A 17,006-nucleotide genomic window follows, 5' to 3' on the forward strand; every position below is an offset into this window, starting at 1 on the left:
GACACAAAATATATGGGAAAAAAAATAGATATCGTTCAAGGTGGATATGGGGGATGAGCTGCAAGAGTAGGAGGAACTGTTGCTTCAATGGTACCTAACTTAGAAACTGCAAAAGCTCGTGCCATTAACTTAGCTATTTCTGAAAATGAAACTAGTGTTGAAGTGTTTGATAAAAATGGAAATTTAATTGAAACTTTAGAAGTCAAAAAAGAAGGTTAGCTAAATGAAAGATAATAAATTTTTATTTAGTGCTTCAACTTGTGCATTTCAGATTGAAGGTGCAAGAAATCTTGGGGGAAGAACTGATTCAATTTGAGATGAATTTACTAAAAGGAATTTTACAATTCCCCCAGTTGGAGTTGCTAAACGTGAAATCAATAGTATTGAAGTAGCAGCAGACTTTTATCATAAATATAAAACTGATGTTAGAATCATGAAAAAATTAGGATTAAATGCTTTTGTTTATAATATGGATTGAACAAGAATTTTCCCTTGAGACAGTACAACAATTAATCCTGAAGGAATTAAATTTTATATTGATTTATTTGAACAATTAACTAATGCTGGAATTAAACCAATTCCAATTCTTTATCATTGAGATACTCCAATGTGAGCACAACTACAAGGTGGTTTTGAAAATAGAGATATTGTTGAGTGATTTAGAACTTATGCAAAAACTTGTTTTAAGTATTTGGGAAAATATACAGATACATGATTTGTAAATGATGAAAATTCAACATTTACTCAATCAGCTTATTTATCAGATTATTTACCCCCAGCAAGAAATGATAAAACTGCATTTGTAAAAGCTTTACATAATTTAAATTTAACAGCAGCTGTTGCTAAAGAAGAATTTGAACTTGCAAAAGTTGCACAGTATTTAAATAAAGATGCAATTTTGGGAATTGATCATGATTGAAATCCAGCAATTGACTATGAAGGCGATCAAAACAGTGTTGCTGTTAAACAATATAATGAATGATGAATGAAACTCTTTTTAGATCCAAATTTAAAAGGGCAATATCCACAATGTTTTTATGATTATATTGCAGAACATAAAATTAAGTTTGAAATTCCAGTGCAAGATCTTGAATATTTGAAAAAACATAAACTTGATTTTATTGGGTGAAATTATTATCGCCCAATTTATGTATCAAAAAATGAACATCAAGATAACAAACAAAAATTTATTGCTCCACCAAGTGAATCTCATCTAAAAGAATTAACATTTGTTTATCCAAAAGATTGTGATTATACAAAATGAAATTGATTAATTGATGAATCACGTTTAGTAAGCGGTGCTATTGAATTGAGTCAACGTTATGGAAAAGATATTCCCATTATGATTATTGAAAATGGAATGGGTGATTTTGATGATAAGAGTCAATCTATGATAAAAGATTATGACAGAATTGATTATTTAAAGAGACATATTCGTGAAGTTTTAAAAGCTCGTGAATTTGTTAATATGATTGGATATTCATTATGAACTTATTGTGATATATATTCACCAAGTGGAGGTTATCGAAAAGACTATGGTTTAGTAAGTGTTAATTTTAATTCACCATTAAGAACACGAAAACCAAAATTAAGTTATGTTTGATATCAAAATGTAATTAAAAATGAAGGAAAGGAATTAGAATTTGATAAAAAATATCTAGAAAATGAATATCAAAAGATATTAGATGAATGAGATATTTTTTATCAATAAAGTAAATTATGAAAAGAAATATAGGTATATCAATTTATCCAGAACAATCAAGTTTTGAAAAAGATAAAGCATATTTAGATTTAGCCAAAAATTTTGGTTTTAAAATTTTATTTACCAGTATATTACATTTTGGCAATGATCCAGAGTTTCATCATAAATGTGAAAAGGTGTTTAAAACTATTGGTTATGCCAAAGCATTAGGTTTTTATGTTGTTTTAGATGTTGAAGAAAATTCAATGAAAAAAGCTGGAATAGAAAATGATTTATTAAAATGTAAAGAAATTGGAGTTGATTGTATTCGTCTTGATACACCACTTCGTGCATCAGAAATTGCAATGTTTACTTTTAATAAAGCAGAAATCGATATTCAATTAAATATGTCTAATAATGATCATTTAATTACAAATATTATGGATTACAAACCAATTGCTGCACGTTTAAATGGATGTCACAATTTTTATCCATTAAAAAATACAGCCTTGCCTTTACAGTTTTTTAGAGAATGTAATCAAAAATATTTAGCACATCGTTTAGAAACTTCAGCCTTTGTTGGCAGTCATATTGGTGAAATGACAACAGCAATTGGGTGAAAAGAATTGCCAACAATTGAAATTCAAAGAGATTTATCAATTAAAGCACAAGCCAAAATTCTCTTTTACAGTCAAGAAATTGATAATGTTTTAATTGGAAATGCATATGCTAGTGAAGCTGAAATGATGGAACTTGCAAAAGTTAATCGCTATGTTTTAACTTTTAATATAAAAAAAGAAAATTTTGTTACAGATGATGAGAGTGACATTATTTTAAGTACAAGTCATTATCGTCGTGGAGATATTACTGAAATGTTTATTAGATCAACAATGCCAAGAATTTATTTTAAAGATCGCGATATACAACCAAATAATAAGAAAAATAAATTTAATATTGGTGATATTGTTATTATCAATAACAATGATGAAAAATACAAAGGGGAATTACATATTATTTTACAAGATGATTTTGAAAATATAGATAATAAATATAATTATGTGGCTTCAATTAAAGCTGAAGAAAAAATCCTGTTAGATTATTTACAAGCAAATTCCCAATTTAGATTCGAGTTTGATTAATATGAGTAAAATAGAAAAACAATTTTTAATAGGGGCTTCTTTATCGGGTCCTCAAACTGAGGGTTCAATTGCTAAAAAAATTGATAGTGTAATGGATTATTGGTATAAAAATTATCAAGATGATTTTTATAATCATATTGGTCCTGAAATTACATCAAATTTTTATGTTAATTATAAAGAAGCTTTAAAAAATTTAGATAAATTAGGTTTAGAAATGTATCGTACATCAATTCAATGATCACGTATTTTTAGTGATGATAATTTAAGCCAAATTAATAATGAAGGAATTGAATTTTATAAAGCATATTTTAAAGAAATTAAAAAATACAATGTGAGATTAGTTGTTAATTTATTTCATTTTGATATGCCTATGTCACTGCAAAAAAAAGATGGTTTTTTTGATAAATTAACAATTAATAAATATGTTGAATATGCCAAAATCTGTTTTGAAAATTTCAACGATTTAGTTGATGATTGAGCGACTTTTAATGAACCAATGGCAAATGTTGAATGTCAATATTTATACGGTTTTCATTATCCAAAAGAAAAAAACTTTAAAAAATCAATTCAGATTTTTTACAATATTTTAGTTGCCCATGCAAAAGTTGTCAATTTATTTAATAGAGATTATCGCAAAGATAATCAAAAAATCACAACAATTCTAGCTTTAAATCCTGCAATTCCAAGAGATAAAAATAATCTTGAGGATGTAAAAGCTGCTCATTATTGTGATTTATTGCGCAATTATGCACAATTGGACCCAATAATTAATGGTAATTTTGATCCAGAATTAATTGTTTTCTTAAAAGAAAATAATTTTAAAATTGATTTTAACAAATCAGAGTTGGATGAAATTGCTTGTGCAAAAATTGATTATATTTCATTGAATTATTATCAACCTTCAAGAGTTAAAGCAAAAGAACAAAAAGTAGAAGTGATAAATGATATGCATGATTTATTTGATTTCTGAGATTGACCTGAAAAGCGCATTAATCCTTATCGAGGATGAGAGATTTTTCCTGAAGGTATTTACAAAATCGCCAATGTTATAAAAGAACGATATAACAATTTTGCTTGAGTAATTTCTGAAAATGGAATGGGTGTTGAAGATGAAGAACGCTTTAGAAATAAAGAAGGTTTTATTGACGATGATTATCGAATTGAATTTATTCAAGAACATTTAGAGTGAATTTATAAAGCAATTGAGGAAGGTTCAAATTGTTTTGGATATAATTTGTGAACTTTTATAGATAATTGAAGTTGATCAAATGCTTATAAAAATCGCTATGGATTTGTTGAATATAATTTAGAAACCCAAAAATATATTCTTAAAAAATCTGGTTATTGAATTAAAGAAGTAATTAAAAAGAAAAGGGGAAAATAATGAAAATAGCAATTGATATTGGTGGTATGTCAACTAAACTTTGCATTGTCAATAATTTAGAAATTGTAAAAAAAGAGATCATTGCATATGATCAATTAATTTCTGCTCCAGAGTTATATCAACTTATTGAAAAACAAATTGAAAAATTCATAAATCAATTTGATATTTCATTAATTGGTTTAGCAATTCCTGGGATTATTAATCCTCAAACTGGTGAAGTTGGGGGAATAAGTGCTATTAAGGATCGCCAAAAAGTAAATTTCAAAGTAATGTTAAAACAAAAATTTAATTTACCAGTTTATGTTGAAAATGATGCCAATTGTGCTGGAATTGCAGAAATGGTAAGTGGAGCTGGTAAGGGCAGTCAAAATGCTCTATTTATGATTGTTGGAACTGGAATTGGGGGAACAACTTTTATAAATAACAAGATTTATCATGGAAATAATTTTATGGCTGGAGAGCTTGGATGTATGTTAAACCTAATTAATCAAGAGGGTTTATATCAAAATATGAGTGAAGTTTCGGGAATGTATAGTTTAACAAATAATTTCTTTCTAAAACATAATCAAAAATTAACTGGAAGAGAAATTTATGACAATTATGATAAAGATATTAATTGTAAAGAAGCTGTTAATATTCAAATTCACAATTTGGCAAAAATTATTATTAATAGCTCATTTGTTATTGATCCTGATGTTGTTATTATTGGAGGAGCTGTAAGTAGTAATCCATTGTTTATGAAACTCCTTCAAGATGAAGTTACAAGATTATATAAATTATCAAATATGGTCTTAAATTTTACAGTTAAAGCATGTCACTTTAATAATGATGCCAATATTATTGGGGCCTCAGTTTTAAATGAAATGAATTAAAAAAAAGCAGCATTTGCTGCTTTTTTTAGCCATGTATTTTTTTATACATTTCAATCATTTCTTGTGCTAAAACCATTAATGTTTGAGTTGTTAGCATTTGATCTTCTGCATGCATAAATAATACTTTAAAATCGTGTTGAATTCCTTGAGCTTCTTGAACAACAACATCCATATGTGCATTATGTGCATTTATCATTTCTTTTTCTGCATCAGCCATTAATTGTTCTGCTTTTGCAAAGTCTTTTTCTTTTGCAGCTCTAATTGCTAGTACTGCATTTGATTTAGCCATTCCAGAATGGGTAATAATACCCATTGAAACTTCCTCTCAATTAATTTTGTTACTCATAAATAACCCTCCTCATAAATTAATTATAAGATATTTATCTTCAATATTTTAAAAATAACCAAAATTGGTATTTAAATAATTAGAGTAATATTTTTTTATTATGATTTTTATAAAGTATTGTTATATAATTTTTATGGTAAATAACCACTTTTAATCTCACTAAATTATTGCTTATTTATAGCGAACGATCAGCAATTACTTAAGTTTAGTGACATAACAAAATAAATATCAAACAAAATTTTTTATAAGAAAGGGCTTAAGAATGAAAGTTACATTGCTAGATGGACAAATTAAAAACTATGACCAACCAATGAAGGTTATAGATATAGCTGGTGATATTGCAATCAGTTTAAGAAAAAAATGTGTTGGTGCTGTTGTTAATGGTAAAGAAGTAGTACCAATAAATGCAATAATTAATCGTGATTGTAAATTGGAGTTAGTAACAGAAAGACATGAATTGTATAGAGGAGTAATTAACTACACTGCGAAAATAGTTATTTCCTTGGCAATTAAAACATTATTTCCTTTAGGAAGCGTTGCACCTCAAGTTGATGATATTCTTGGGGATGATTTTTCAGTTTACTTTGACTATCCAACTGGATTAAAACAAGAAGATTTACAAAAAATTGAAAACAGAGCAAATGAAATTATTGCTCAAGGTAGTGAATTTGTTTTTGGAGAAAAAACAGTTGATGATTACATTGAAATGTTAAAAAGAATGAATGTTAAGCAAGAATACATTGATTCAACAATTGAACAAAGTAATTCAAAATACATTAAATATGCAGTTGCTCAATTAAATGGAATACCATTTTTATCAAGATATGCTCATTTATTGAAAACTTCAGACTTATTTAGAATTGAATTAACAGGATTAAATGGTGCATACTGAGAAGGTGACGCATCAAATCCAATGATTTATCGAATTCAAGGAATTACAGATGTTAGTGAAGAACGTTTTAATAAATTAAAAGATAAATTAGAAGAAATTAAACAAAGCGATCATAAATACATCGCCAAAAAATTAGAAATTTATCATTTAGATCCATTAATTGGTCAAGGATTACCAATTTGACTGCCTAATGGAACAATTGTAAAACAAGAAATTAAAAAATATTTAATGGAAAAAGAATTTGAATATGACTTTATTCAAATTGAAACTCCAGTAATTGGAACAAGTGAACTGTACAAAACTTCAGGACACTGAGATCATTATCGTGAAGATATGTTTGCTCCAATGCAGTTACCAAAAGAAGAAATGGTCTTAAAGCCAATGAGTTGTCCACACCATATTAGTGTTTACAACTACAAACAAAGAAGCTATAAAGACTTGCCATTAAGATTTGCAGAACATGCTTTACAACATAGATATGAATCATCTGGAAGTTTAACAGGTTTGGAAAGAGTTAGAGCTATGGAACTAACAGATTCTCACATTTTTGTGAGACCAGATCAAGTTAAAGAAGAATTTATAAGATGTTTTAATCTAATTCAAGAAGTGCTTGCAACTTTTGATATTAAAGTTGATTATTTATCTTTATCTTTAAGAGATCCAAAAGATAAAGAAAAATACTTTGATGATGATAAAATGTGAAATCATGCAGAACAAGAACTTGAATCTGTACTAGAAGATTTAAAATTAGATTATAAAAAAATGGTTGGTGAAGCTGCATTTTATGGTCCAAAATTAGATATTCAAGCTAAAACAGCTTTAGGACATGAAATTACTGTTTCAACAATTCAATTAGATTTCTTGTTACCACAAAAATTTGATTTAGGATATATTGGAAAAAATGGTGAAACTTTAAGACCAATTATGATTCACAGAGGATTAGTTGGAACTTATGAAAGATTTATTTCGGTTTTACTAGAACAAACAAAAGGAGTACTGCCTTTATGATGTTCACCAAAACAAGTTGAAATTATCCCTGTAAACATTGAAACTAATTTAGAATATGCAAATGAAATTAAAGATATGTTAAAAGCATCTTTAATTAGAACTGGAATCGATTTAAAAGATGAAAGATTAAGTTACAAAATTAGAGAAGCACAAGTTTCAAAAATTCCTTATCTATTAGTTCTTGGTGAAAAAGAACAAGCTGATAGAACTGTAACTTACAGAACATATGGTAGTGAAAAACAAATTACTGTAAAAATTGAAGAATTTATTGAATTACTAAATAAAAAAATAAAACAAAAAAGTTATAACTAATTAAAGTTATAACTTTTAATATATATGGAGATATTATTATGAATGAAAAGCAATTAAAAATTCAAAATGAAATTGATAAATTAAAACAAGTTGATTTTTCATCGCTTGAACAATCACATGGATTTATGGCTGATGGGATTGTTGGGGGATTTAAATCTGCAATTCACAAAATGCATTATACATTTGTAAAACAAATCTTATTAGGAATTCTTAGTGGAATTATAATTGGATTTGGATATGTTGCATGTCTTATTGCAATGTTAGGATTACCAGAACATTGAGCTGGATTTGGAAATGTCATGTTGGGAATCTTTTTTCCAGGATGTATTATTTTAATTACCTTTTTAGGAGGAGGATTATATACTTCACATGTTGTTGCAACAATTCCTATGTTTAAAAAGACAGTCTATGTTTCAGATTACTTAAAAGGAATTTTTGGAGTAATGCTTGGAAACTTTGCTGGAACATTAATCTTTGTAATGATCTTTGCTATGGCTGGGGGATTAGATATGAAAATTAATGATATTGGTATCTTTGAAAAAGCATATGATATGGGTTTACACAAACTTTATAGATTTGAAAGTTCTAAAACATTTTCAGCAGTTGTTTTAAGTGTATTAGCAGCACTTACTTCTGGAATTTTATGTAACATTATGGTTTCTGCAACTTTACCATTAACAAGCTCAAGTAAACATCCAGTTGGGGCTTTATTTGTAATTATTTTTCCAATTACATTCTTTGCAATGAGTGGTTACCAACATGGTCCTGCAAATACATTTTTCTTTTGAAGTATGATAGTATCAAATATTTTCCCTCCAGAAATGGGTGAAAATAGTATTTTACATAATGAACCTCAAATTCTTGATGTAGTTTATTTCTTCTTTATTAATTTAATTCCAACATTTATTGGAAACTGAATTGGGGGAGCAATTTTCTTACCAGGATTATTACATTTAATTAATAAAGAATATACTGATGTATTCTTTAAAAAAGCAAGACTTGAATTTTTAGAAGAAAAAATGACAAGAATTACTACTAAATTAAATAATAAAGCTAACAAATCAACTAAAACAAGTAAATAGATTTTAAAGATTCTAAAACTGTAGTTTTAGAATCTTTTTCTATTTTCTAAACAATTAATAATTAGTATTAGAAAATTTATTAACAATTGAGTGTTTATTTTCTTTTAAATATTGATATCATATAAGTGATTGGTACATTTTTATTTAAATTTTTAAATGTATTCAAAGTTATCAAACACCAATCGGTGTTTTTTTTATAAAGGACAAATCAATATGCAAAAAACAAAGAAATTTCAATCAGAAAAAGCGTTTAGCAAAAAGAAATTTTTAGCTTCAATGAAAATGATTGGATTGGGAATTAAAAAACACCCAATCCATTTTGTGATGCTTTTTATTATCAATACAATTGATTCAGTTCTTTTTTCTTCAACAGTCATAATAGTAAATGGTCTTACAAAAGCAATTAATAATACAGTTGATCACACAAGTAGTTTTTTTGGTTTTTTCTTAACATGAGAACAATGAATTTATGTTGCATTAGTAATTTACTTGCTTTTTATTTGTTCAGAATATGCAACTAACTTTTTGTCACAATTATTTTCCAAAAAGGTTGAAATTCTTTTAAGACAAAAAGCATTGCAACATTTAGTCGAAATTGATATTAGTTATTATTCAAAAACTCAAATTGGATTAATTATGTCAAGAGTTATTAATGATACTCAGGGAGTTGGAGATGCTTTTAACGAATTTTTCTTAAATATTGTTTATATGATTTCAAGTTTAATTACAACTTTAATTATTGTCTATCAAATAGATGTACCAATGGCTGCTATTGTCACTGGATGAATGGTGTTTATGATAATTATTATTTGAGTTATTTTTATTTATTATCGTCGAGCTTTAATTACTGCAGTTGATGAAAGACAAGCAATTGATGCAGATATTACAGATCGTCTAATAAATGTACGTTTAATTAAATCTACTGGATCAGAAAATAGAGAATCACAAAGAAATATTGAACTACATAAAAAATATGATGTAAAACAAAAAAAGGTTGTTAATTTACAAGCAATTCTTGTTGTTTTTAATAATACAATGGCATGAATGTTGCCTTCAATTATGATTATTATCAGTATTTTTATGTATGAAGGGAAAATGTCATCTGGAGATTTAGCCGCATTAATTACTTCATTTACTTCAGCATGTTTTAATTTATTAACAAACTTAATGGTTTTAACAATTACTATGAGAGGGCTTACAAAAATGGCCAACTGTGTAATGAGGTTAAACTATATTTATGAAGTTGAATCAATTATTGATTTTGATAGTGATCCAAAAACAATTAAATCAATTGATAGTGTTGAATTTAAAAATGTTAGTTTTACTTATCCTGAGTCTCCAAAAAATCAAATTCTTCCCGAAATTAATATTGTGTTTGAAAAGGGAAAAAGTTATGCCTTTGTTGGCGAAACTGGTGTTGGAAAATCTACAATTGCAAAAATGCTATTAAGATTTTATGATGTCACAACAGGACAATTATTGATAAATAATATTGATATTAAAAAACTTGATTTACCAAATTATTTGTCACATGTAGGTTATGTTGAGCAAGAACCCCAAATTTTATATGGAACTGTTTTAGAAAACATTAAATATAGTCTAAGTAATGTCACTGATGAGCAAGTGATTGATGCATGTAAGAAGGCTAAATTACATAATTATATTATGGGTTTACCTGATAAATATGAAACAATTCTTGGTGAACGTGGTTTTATGTTTTCTGGAGGACAAAAACAAAGATTGGTAATTGCTCGATTATTTTTAAAAGACCCACAATTATTAATTTTAGATGAAGCCACAAGTGCTTTAGATAATATTGTTGAAAAAGAAATTCAAAAAGAATTAGATGAACTAATGAAAAATAGAACAACAATTGTTATTGCTCATCGTTTATCAACTATTAAAAACGTTGATCAAATTGTAGTATTAGAGCGCAATATTGGAATTGGTCAAATGGGTACTTTCAAGGAATTAAAAGATAAACCAGGAAGATTTCAAAAACTATATACTTATGGGCTATTAAATTAATTTTTTTTATTTTCCAAAAAGTATTTAATGGATAAAAAAATTTTCCAAAAAAACCTTAAAAATTGCCTAAAAATTATGTAAGATTAATATGTACTTAAAAAAAGGGAGGGTACAAAACATGGCTAAAGCACTAGCAATAGATTTAGGGGCAACTTCTGCTAAATGTGCATTCTTTGATAATGATCAAGTTGTAGTCAAATTTATTTTTGATACAACTAATAGAGAAAATTTATTAGAAAGAATTGCAGATGAAGCATTTATTGTTGCTAAAAAACACGATATTAAAATGGACGAATTAGATTTTGTTGGTATTGCTGTTTGTGGTATTGTTGATAATTCAACTGGAAATGTTATTTTTTCAAATAACTTAGGTTGAAGAGATTATCCTACAAAAGATGAATTAAAAAGATTATTTAAAACACAAAAAGTTATTGTTTTAAATGATGCAAAAGCAGCTACTTTTGGTGAATGAAGTAAAGGACTTAAAAAAGTTCCTTCATCAATGGCTCTATTTACAATTGGAACTGGAGTTGGAGGAGGAGCTATTTTCAACGGAGAATTAGTTTTTGGAGATAATACAGGACTTCCAAGTGAACCAGGACATGGTGGGGGATTCCAAGATAAAGTTCAATGTGGATGTGGATTAAAAGGATGTATTGAACCAATTGCATCAGCAACTGGTATCGAGAGAGCATTAATTGAAAAGGCTAAAGTTTCAAAAGGTCCACTTGCAGATAAATACGCTGAATTGGGAGAAAATTTGCATATTAAAGATGTTGCAGATTTATTTCAAGATAAAGATCCCGATGTTTTAGAAGTATTTAGTACTTCAATGGAACCATTGGCAAAAGTTATTTCAGTTTTAATTCATTTCTTTGATATTTCAATGATAGTAATTGGTGGGGGTCCTTCAAATTTAGGAAAACCATTATTAGATTTAATTAAAAACCAATTATCAAACTATGTATTACCAGACTTTTATCATAGATTAAACTTAGTTCAAGCATCACTAAGCGATTTAGTTGGAGCTTGAGGAGTTTATGAATATGGAAAAGCAAATATATAAAATTAAAGTTTTAAAACCAAACTATTAGTTTGGTTTTTTTCTTTATTTTACTAAAAAAATAATATATTATTGTATTAGTGAGGTTTTTTATGAAAAAGTTGTTAAGTATTTTATCTAGTTTTTCACTTGTTACAAGTACATCTGTTTTAACAGCAAATGTAATTGCTTGTGAGGGAAAATATTCAAAAGAAATTTACAATATTATTACATATGATGCAGCTAATTATTTTGGTGTTCCTTTATATAGCTATAATTCTTTTAAACCTGATGCAAATCGCTCTCCAGTTGATATAGGAATTGATGGATGTACATTTGGAACAATAGATGAAGATACACCTACTTGTGCATTAAATCTAGATATTATGCCAAATAATGTAGAACAAAATTTTAAATATGAAACTTGAGTTCAAATTTTAATTAAATATTTTGAAGAAGCAAGTGTTTGATTTGAAAATATTTTAAAGAACCATGAATATGAATGAAAAATTCTTATAATAAAAGATTTACAATTAATAAGTGAAACTGAAAAAAACCTACCATATGAATTGGAACTTGAAATGTTAAATATTTTATTAGATGAAATTGTAACAACTGATTTCCAATTAAATATTGCAAAACTTGCTGTATTAAAAAGAAATATTAAACTTGTTGAAGTATACAAAAATTATTTAGATTATATGGCTTCAAAACAAGAAGAATCTAATAAAGAAAGAGCAATTAATATTGCAAAACTTGATTTAATGATTGATTGAGTTAATGATGGAATGTTTAATCCATTATTTAAATTTGTATATTTAGGTCAAGCTGTTTCAAGAGGACCAAGTCAAACAAAAATCAAATTTGATGAAAGATTAATTGGATATATTGATACAGGAAGACATGGTGTTGATAGTCTTGCAGAGCGATATTTTCAAATTACTAATGAACAATGAATAGAATTATTAGACCAATTTTCATTTCCAGTTGGGGAAAATGAATATCATAAAAAATTAGAACATTATGCTATTAGCTATAATATGAGAGAAACACTTGATTTATATGCTTATGATCAAAAATTAATTGAAAAAATTCGAGAAGAAATTGGTGGTGAATAAAATGGATAAATATTTTAAATACCCTGAGGTAAATTCTATTCATTTGCAATTACTTCAAGAAAAGAAACAATATAAGGCAAATAGAGTTGAAATTAAAGAAACTTCAGCAATTTTACATACTAAAAAACATAAAGTTCGCTCAATTAAACCACAATTTCAAAAGATTTTAAAAGAAAAACAAAAAGCTTTAAAAGATGCTTTTGAAATTGAAGTAACTGGAGCAAAGTATGCTAAAAATGACATTAATCAATTGTATGCAAATTATAAGTTAAATAAAGAACAATTAAATGAAGAATATCGTCTTAAGATCATAAATAGAATAAATAAAGCAAAAGATGAAATCGAATCAGTTTCAGCTGCTAAAAAACAAATTAAAGAGAAAAATAGAGCTTTAAAAATTAAGATTAAAGAAAATAATCAATTATTAAAAACAAAATGAGAACATTATAGTACTCAAATGATTGAACAAGATAAAATTTTAAAAGAGCAATTAGTTACTTTAAAAGAAAGTGTTCATGCTTCAATCTCTAAATTTAAAAAAGAATTAAAAGATAATACTAAAACTATTGTTAGAGAATTTATTGAACAAAATCAAGATATTAAAAACGTAAAATTTTCTCTATGAAAACAATCAAATTTTAAACTTAAACCTTTTAAAAATGAGGGTCAAGCAAAAATATATGAATTAACTTTACAAATTAATCAATTAAAAATTCAGCATAGAAGTAAAGTGACAATTCAAAAGAATCGAATCAAAGATCAAAAACTTGAAATTAGATATAACAAAACAAAAGTTAATGAAGTAACATTTAAAACATTTGTTGATGGTGCAACTAAAGTATCGGGAAAAATATCTAACTGAAAATTTATGGTAGCTTTAAGAAATGGATTCTTTTCATTAATGCCAATTATCATGGTTGGTGCCGTATTTATTTTGATTAACAACATTGTTCTATCTGCTGCAAGTGGAGGACTTTTCAATTGAATTATTATGGATTTAGATTCATTAGAAATCTTAAATACTTTCAAAACAATTGGAGCAAACATTTGAAATGGTACATATGCATTTTATGCATTACTATTGGGTGGAGCTGTTGCTTATCATTTAGCTCCGTTTTATAAAGTAAATCCTTGATCTGCAGCTGTGCTTGCATTAGCATCAATTATTTGTATGAATCCAACCTTTTACACAGATATTAGTGTATTTGGAAATGCTGGTATGTTTACAGGGATTATTATTTCAATTATATCAACAGCAATTTATGGGAAAGCTGCTCAAAATGAAAATTTAAAAATCAAAATGCCTGAATCTGTTCCAGAAGGTGTTGCTAAATCATTTAATGTTCTAATTCCTTATGCAATTACATTAACAGTATTTGGATTAATGTCATTTGGAATTTATGAAATAGGTCAATTTGTAGGTGAAATCCAAATTGGAAATGAAACAAAAACATTTGCTAGTTTAAATGAATTTATTGTAGTTTTAATTCAAAAACCATTAGTTGGTGTTGTTTCTGGATTTGGTGGAATGGTTGTTATTGTTATAATTTGACAATTATTATGATCAATGGGGATTCACGCTTCAGGAGTTTTATCTGGAATTGTTGAACCAATTCAATTAAGTGGATTAATTGAAAACCAAGAAGCATTAGCACAAGGTTTAGATCCAAAATTTGTTTTCACAAACCCATTTATGAATAACTTTATTCATATTGGAGGAACTGGGGGAACAATTATGTTAATTTTTGCAATCATGGTATTTTCAAAACGTAGTGATTGAAGAGCAATGGCAAAAATGACTATAATTCCAGCATTATTCTGTGTTAACGAACCATTATTATTTGGGTTACCACTTGTATTAAATCCAGTATTATTTATTCCATTTATTTTAGGGCCATTATTAGCTGGGATGTTTGCATATTTTGCAACTATTTCAGGAATAATGAATTATTCATCTGTTATTGTTCCATGAACAACACCTCCAGTGTTGGGTGGAATTCTAACTACTAAAGACTTTTGGGCTGGATTTGTTGTGTTAATTAACTGTGGTATTTTATTTGCAGTTTATTCACCATTTGTAGTACTTGCAAATTCAATTGAGAAAAAAGAATTACTTGCAAAATACAATGTTAACACAACTCAAAACATCACAATTCAAAATAAAATAAATCAAAATTAGGAGGGTTTAAAAATATGAAAAAAGTTTTATTAGCATGTGCTGGAGGAATGAGCACATCAATCTTAGTTGGAAAAATGAGAGATATAGCATTTGAAGATGAAATCGATGTAACAATTGATGCAACTTCAGTTGCTAATGCAAAAACAATGGCTAACGACTGAGATATTGTTTTATTAGGACCACAAGTTTCATTTGAACTTGATGGAGTTAAAGAGGTTACTTCAACACCAGTATTTGTAATTAATGCAGATGATTATGGAAAAGCAAATGGACAAAAAGTTTTAGATTTTGCTTTAAGTAACTGTAAATAGTTTAAAAAATATAGAGTGTAATTAACATTTTCTTATCTACTTATTTTAAAAAAGTAAATAAGAAAATGTTAGTTGTACTCTTTTTTATTGATAAAATATACTTAGAAATGAGGCAAATATGAAAAGACAATTAGGAATATCTGTTTATCCAGAACAATCAACTTTTGAACAAGATAAAGCATATCTAGATCTTGCAAAGTCACTTGGTTATACTGTTGTATTTACAAGTGCTTTACACTTTGTTGGTAGTGAAAATGATAAACAAAAAGCTCAACAAGTATTAGAAGTTATTAAATATGCAAAATCAATTGGATTTTATACAATTTTAGATGTTGAATATGCTTCAATGAAATTAATTGGAATTAGTGTTGATGATTTATCAAAATGTGGCGAATATGGCATTGATTGCTTAAGATTGGATTCACCAAGCTTGCCTGCAGAAATAGCAACAATTACTCATAATAAAGCAAAAGTTGATATTCAATTGAATATGTCAAATAATGATAGTTTAATTGATAATGTATTTGATTTTCAACCAATTAGAGAGAGACTAAGCGGATGTCATAACTTTTATCCTTTAGAGTATACGGCTTTACCATTTGATTACTTTATTCAAGCAAATCAAAGATACTTAAAACACAGAATTCCTACAGCAGCATTTGTTGGTAGTCACATTGGAGAAATGACTACAGCAATTGGGTGAAAAGAATTGCCAACACTTGAAGAACAAAGAAACTTAGGAATTAGTCAACAAGCAAAAATTTTGTTTTATACTAATGAAATTGATACAGTGCTAATTGGAAATGCATATGCTTCAAAAGAAGAATTAATTGAATTGAGTCAAGTTGATCGCTATGAAATTACTTTTGATTTAGAATGTTATCAAGATATTAAAGATATTGAAAAGGATATCTTAAATTATGAGCATTTTAGACGTGGAGATATCACAGAATACTTTATTAGATCAACATTTAGTCGTGTTAAATTTAAAAATGACTCAGTCGAACCGAATAATATTAAAGATACTTATAATTATGGTGATGTTGTTATTGTTAATAATAATGATCCAAAATATAAAGGTGAAGTTCACATAATTTTAAAAGAAGAATTTAAAGATAAAAATAATAAATATAATTATATAGGATCAGTAAAAAGCGAAGAAAAACGTTTAATTGACTTTATCAAACCTTGAAGTCATTTCAGATTTAATCTAGTATAGGAGAAATAAATATGTTATTTGCAGCAGAACAAGAAATTAGTAAAAGTGCATACTTTTGAATGCTTGGAATAGCAATTGCTTTATTAGTATTGGCAGTTGCAGCTACTTTTTTCTTTATAAATTTTAAAAATGCTAAAAAAATGGAAAAAGATACTTTTAAAACAGTTACAGGTAAATTCAAAATCTTTAGATTTTGACAATATTATGCAATTATTATTCTGATGTTAGTAGGATATGTAGGAACATTAATATTATTGCCAATTTCAATTGAAGGTTTAATTAAAGCAGCTTAGTTGCTTTTTTTTTTTTTTTTTAATATAAGAGTGTAATAGCAAAAGTTTAGAAAATTTTGCAAAAAAATGTAAAATTTTCTAAAAGTTATAGACTAAAAGC

General features: G+C 27.0%; 15 protein-coding genes. 14 read left to right on the forward strand and 1 reads right to left on the reverse strand.

All coding sequences use genetic code 4. The features are described 5' to 3' along the window. Positions 1-12: 12 nt before the first annotated feature. Genes SCULI_RS01280 through SCULI_RS01300 form a run of 5 tightly spaced genes read left to right on the forward strand, consistent with a single transcriptional unit; the run spans position 13 to position 5,076 of the window. A complete protein-coding gene (locus SCULI_RS01280; protein ID WP_025362825.1) occupies positions 13-219 on the forward strand; it encodes a hypothetical protein in 207 nt (68 codons plus the stop codon). Positions 220-223: 4 nt separating this feature from the next. Then, complete coding sequence (locus tag SCULI_RS01285; RefSeq protein WP_025362826.1) at positions 224-1,711, forward strand: glycoside hydrolase family 1 protein; 1,488 nt, start codon at positions 224-226, stop codon at positions 1,709-1,711. Between the two features lie 8 nt (positions 1,712-1,719). Next, positions 1,720-2,820, forward strand: coding sequence for a MupG family TIM beta-alpha barrel fold protein (locus SCULI_RS01290; RefSeq protein WP_038648004.1), 1,101 nt, complete (start codon positions 1,720-1,722; stop codon positions 2,818-2,820). A gap of 1 nt (position 2,821) precedes the next feature. Further along, complete coding sequence (locus SCULI_RS01295; protein ID WP_025362828.1) at positions 2,822-4,204, forward strand: glycoside hydrolase family 1 protein; 1,383 nt, start codon at positions 2,822-2,824, stop codon at positions 4,202-4,204. Further along, a complete protein-coding gene (locus tag SCULI_RS01300) occupies positions 4,204-5,076 on the forward strand; it encodes an ROK family protein (RefSeq protein WP_025362829.1) in 873 nt (290 codons plus the stop codon). Before SCULI_RS01295 ends, SCULI_RS01300 begins: the two co-directional genes overlap by 1 nt. A gap of 25 nt (positions 5,077-5,101) precedes the next feature. Here SCULI_RS01300 and SCULI_RS01305 read toward each other — a convergent pair whose 3' ends face one another. Continuing rightward, positions 5,102-5,422, reverse strand: a complete 321-nt coding sequence (locus SCULI_RS01305; RefSeq protein WP_025362830.1) for a PTS lactose/cellobiose transporter subunit IIA — start codon at positions 5,420-5,422, stop codon at positions 5,102-5,104. Between the two features lie 262 nt (positions 5,423-5,684). Between SCULI_RS01305 and thrS the strand changes: the two genes are divergently transcribed. The 9 genes from thrS (at position 5,685) to SCULI_RS01350 (ending at position 16,906) form a co-directional block, all read left to right on the forward strand. Beyond that, positions 5,685-7,634 (forward strand): threonine--tRNA ligase, encoded by a 1,950-nt coding sequence (gene thrS / locus SCULI_RS01310; RefSeq protein WP_025362831.1) that lies wholly within the window; start codon positions 5,685-5,687, stop codon positions 7,632-7,634. A 38-nt stretch (positions 7,635-7,672) separates the two neighbouring features. Continuing rightward, positions 7,673-8,716, forward strand: coding sequence for a formate/nitrite transporter family protein (locus tag SCULI_RS01315; protein ID WP_025362832.1), 1,044 nt, complete (start codon positions 7,673-7,675; stop codon positions 8,714-8,716). A gap of 213 nt (positions 8,717-8,929) precedes the next feature. Further along, positions 8,930-10,744 carry an ABC transporter ATP-binding protein gene (locus tag SCULI_RS01320; protein WP_025362833.1) on the forward strand — a complete coding sequence of 605 codons (1,815 nt, stop codon included), beginning with the start codon at positions 8,930-8,932 and terminating at the stop codon, positions 10,742-10,744. Positions 10,745-10,862: 118 nt separating this feature from the next. After that, complete coding sequence (locus SCULI_RS05480; protein ID WP_025362834.1) at positions 10,863-11,810, forward strand: ROK family protein; 948 nt, start codon at positions 10,863-10,865, stop codon at positions 11,808-11,810. Positions 11,811-11,899: 89 nt separating this feature from the next. Next, entirely contained in the window at positions 11,900-12,904 is a 1,005-nt protein-coding gene (locus tag SCULI_RS01330) for a lipoprotein (RefSeq protein WP_025362835.1), read from the forward strand. 1 nt (position 12,905) lies between these two features. Next, a complete protein-coding gene (locus SCULI_RS01335; protein ID WP_025362836.1) occupies positions 12,906-15,083 on the forward strand; it encodes a PTS transporter subunit EIIC in 2,178 nt (725 codons plus the stop codon). A 14-nt stretch (positions 15,084-15,097) separates the two neighbouring features. Beyond that, entirely contained in the window at positions 15,098-15,394 is a 297-nt protein-coding gene (locus tag SCULI_RS01340) for a PTS sugar transporter subunit IIB (protein ID WP_025362837.1), read from the forward strand. A gap of 118 nt (positions 15,395-15,512) precedes the next feature. After that, positions 15,513-16,613: a DUF871 domain-containing protein gene (locus tag SCULI_RS01345; protein WP_025362838.1), complete on the forward strand. Its 1,101-nt coding sequence runs from the start codon at positions 15,513-15,515 to the stop codon at positions 16,611-16,613. An 11-nt stretch (positions 16,614-16,624) separates the two neighbouring features. Then, the gene (locus SCULI_RS01350; RefSeq protein ID WP_025362839.1) at positions 16,625-16,906 is read left to right on the forward strand and encodes a hypothetical protein; all 282 of its coding nucleotides are present in this window, start codon (positions 16,625-16,627) and stop codon (positions 16,904-16,906) included. Positions 16,907-17,006: the final 100 nt, after the last annotated feature.

Origin of the sequence: Spiroplasma culicicola AES-1 (genome assembly GCF_000565175.1) — a bacterium.
Classification (GTDB): Bacteria; Bacillota_I; Bacilli_A; order Mycoplasmatales; family Mycoplasmataceae; genus Spiroplasma_A; species Spiroplasma_A culicicola.